Genomic DNA, 2791 nt, shown 5'->3' with positions numbered 1-2791 from the left:
AGCCAGCAGACGCTGCCTGGGAAGCCACGTAGTGAGCACGTCGTCGACGATCAATTCTGTCCGGGCACCCAGGCGCCGGCTGCCGGCTTTGGGGCCACGCTCACGCGGTCTGACCGCACTGATAACGGGGTCTGCCAGAAATCGCTTCCGCAACCGATAGACCGTCGTCCAGTGCACGTTGAGCAGTCCTGCTGCCTGCAGTGCCTGGGCCTTCGAAAGAGGTTGGGTTCCAAGCGGGCGAAGTATGCGGGCGATGACAGCTTCCCGGGCTTCGTGTTCGTTGGCCTTAGGCATGATCACGCTTATCCGAAAGCTGTGCGCCCACACCGCGCCGAATCCGACCCGGCGCGCGATCTTCGAGTTCGACAAGCTCATCCGAAGCATCTACACGTTGCGCTACCTGCGCGATCCGCAACTGGAACGGAACGTGCATCGCTCACAGAACCGTATCGAGTCCTACCACCAGCTACGCTCGACTATTGCGCAGGTCGGTGGAAAGAAGGAATTGACCGGTCGCACCGACATCGAAATTGAGATCAGCAACCAGTGCGCCAGACTGATCGCTAACACGATCATCTATTACAACTCGGCCATCCTTTCGCATCGGTTGTGTCGCAGTAAGGCAAGAGAGTCAAGCAAGCGTGAGATGTTATGCATTACTTATGAAACGAGTGAGTAGAACTGCTGGGCAGCAGACAGTGGGATTTCGCCCGAGCCCTTCATCTGCCCTTTCTTGATCATATGCATGACTTCGATGCCGCTCAGAATGACGCGCGCGCAGTGGAAGTCCTTGAAGCCCAGCATCGGTCGGGTGATGCGTTTGATGGCCCGATGGTCCTGCTCGACCACGTTATTCAGGTACTTGACTTGACGAATCGTGATGGGCGTCTCTCGCACGGCGTTGACCGCGTGCAGCGCAGCCAGATTAGAGCCGCTTTTGTCGATGGTTACCGTCTCGGGTACACCGTTCTGAGCGATCGACTTTTTAAAGAAGCGCCGCGCTGCCACTTTGTCGCGCTTAGCTCTGAACAGGAAATCGACGGTTTGGCCCGCCTTGTCCACCGCCCGGTAGAGGTACTTCCACTGGCCTTTGACTTTGATATACGTTTCGTCCATCCGCCAGCTCTCGCCTACCGGCTGCTTGTGCTTACGGAACGTCTTCTCGAACAGCGGCATCAACTTGATCACCCAACGATGCACCGTGGAATGATCAACCTCGATACCGCGCTCGGCCATCATTTCTTCGAGATTACGCAAACTCAGTGAGTAGGCGACGTACCACCGCACGCATAGCAACATCGCATCGAGCGGATAGTGAAGGCGCTTTAGCACTCGGGCGATGCCCGCAGCAAGCGTCTTTCGCGGTGTTTGGGTCTTCTTCATCGGCCAGCCAGAGCATATTTGTCAGGCTCGAATACTACCTCTCCCGCCTTAACGCGACAAAACCCTGTTCAATTGCGTGCAGTCCGCGTCCGCGTCAAGACGCATGAGTGGATACAAGCCATGTATGTTTTCGTTAGGGTGGCGAGCCAATCGAAGTGTTTTCATTCCTGCCACCAAGAGGATTTCCAGCAGGCACGCGTGCGCGATGCCGGTCGGCGATCCGTGCGTGGCATAACTCGCGCCTTAGTTTTTTCGGCGGGAAAGGGCGGATCAAACTCTATCGGATAGACTAGAAACTGGTCCGGCACGTCAACCTGTTGCGGCGAGCTCGGCCCATGCATAACCCGTCTACCGGCGATTCTTGAAAAATGCCTAACCCGGTTTTTCGTTTCACTGCGCCTAAAGCCCGAATGAAGAAAAGACTCCCCCCGCTGAACTGGTTACGCGCATTTGAATCTGCTGCGCGGCATCTCAGTTTTACCCATGCGGCGATCGAACTCAACCTTACCCAAGCGGCCATCAGCCAACAGGTCAAGGCACTCGAATCGCAATTGGGCGCAGCCCTTTTTAGACGATTACCAAGAGGTTTGGAGCTCACTGAGACCGGGCTGGCCTACTTCCCTGTCGTCCATGAAGCCGTAGATCGGATGGCCGCCGCTACCGATGAGATCTTCGGAAAAGGACACCACAGGGTACTTACTTTGCGGGTCAGCCTGGTGTTCTTCATTCATTGGTTGTCAACACGTCTGCCAGGTTTTCGCGAACTGCATCCCGATGTCAACCTACTCATAACCAGTAACATCTGGGAGGGAGAAACGGACGCCGACGCAGATATGGAAATCCGTCATGAAAATGGCAAGTGGGCTGGGTTCAAGGCTGAGCGACTGACCTGGGATTCGCTATTTCCGGTGTGTGCCTCTTTTTTGCCGTCCGATAAATTACCACTCAGTACACCGAATGATCTCGCTCACCATGAACTTCTCCACGTGCTGGGCTACGAAGAAGGTTGGGGGTACTGGCTGAAGAAGGTCGGAGCAGATCATGTTGACTCGTCTCAGGGCTTGCAATTCGATACCTTGATCTCCGCCTTAAAAATGGCTGAACTGGGTGTGCGCCGTGAAAAGGCGGCGCTTTCCAGCGGGTGTAAGCCCCGCCCGGCAACCGCTCCAGCCGGAAGCAACCGGAGCAGCTATGGAGGTAACGAAATGGCTGAAGCCTTCGGGTAAGCGTGTCACGAATTGGTGACAGCGCGAGTGTGCAGGCCGTAACGTGAGTGAACGCTGAGTAAGCCTCGAAAATGCCGATGCGCAGGCCGACCCGGTGACCCTTTCGGGGAAGGCTGATACGACTGGATGGATGAGCGAAGCGGTGCCGCCAGTCGCTGCGCCGGGGTAGTGGCGACAGCATG

General features: G+C 56.3%; 2 protein-coding genes and 2 pseudogenes. 2 read left to right on the top strand and 2 right to left on the bottom strand.

Annotated features, from left to right (window positions below):
- A pseudogene (locus BSU04_RS45235) lies at positions 1-294 on the bottom strand (Mu transposase C-terminal domain-containing protein); the annotation flags it as partial.
- 4 nt (positions 295-298) lie between these two features.
- On the opposite strand from BSU04_RS45235, the pseudogene BSU04_RS06275 reads away from it, so the two are divergent.
- Positions 299-640: pseudogene (locus BSU04_RS06275) on the top strand (Tn3 family transposase); the annotation flags it as partial.
- A 20-nt stretch (positions 641-660) separates the two neighbouring features.
- On the opposite strand, the gene BSU04_RS06270 reads toward BSU04_RS06275, so the two are convergent.
- Positions 661-1383 (bottom strand): IS6 family transposase, encoded by a 723-nt coding sequence (locus tag BSU04_RS06270; protein ID WP_089159793.1) that lies wholly within the window; start codon positions 1381-1383, stop codon positions 661-663.
- Positions 1384-1793: 410 nt separating this feature from the next.
- On the opposite strand from BSU04_RS06270, the gene BSU04_RS06265 reads away from it, so the two are divergent.
- Complete coding sequence (locus BSU04_RS06265) at positions 1794-2609, top strand: LysR family transcriptional regulator (RefSeq protein ID WP_179258221.1); 816 nt, start codon at positions 1794-1796, stop codon at positions 2607-2609.
- Positions 2610-2791: the final 182 nt, after the last annotated feature.

Origin of the sequence: Caballeronia sordidicola, from assembly GCF_002220365.1 — a bacterium.
Lineage (GTDB): Bacteria > Pseudomonadota > Gammaproteobacteria > Burkholderiales > Burkholderiaceae > Caballeronia > Caballeronia sordidicola_C.
This window is presented reverse-complemented; position numbering and strand designations above follow the sequence as displayed.

What these genes read in the sequence shown, in the direction of transcription:
- BSU04_RS06270 (WP_089159793.1), bottom strand. Translation starts at nt 1,383, where the DNA reads ATGAAGAAGACCCAAACACCGCGAAAGACGCTTGCTGCGGGCATCGCC.
- BSU04_RS06265 (WP_179258221.1), top strand. Translation starts at nt 1,794, where the DNA reads ATGAAGAAAAGACTCCCCCCGCTGAACTGGTTACGCGCATTTGAATCT.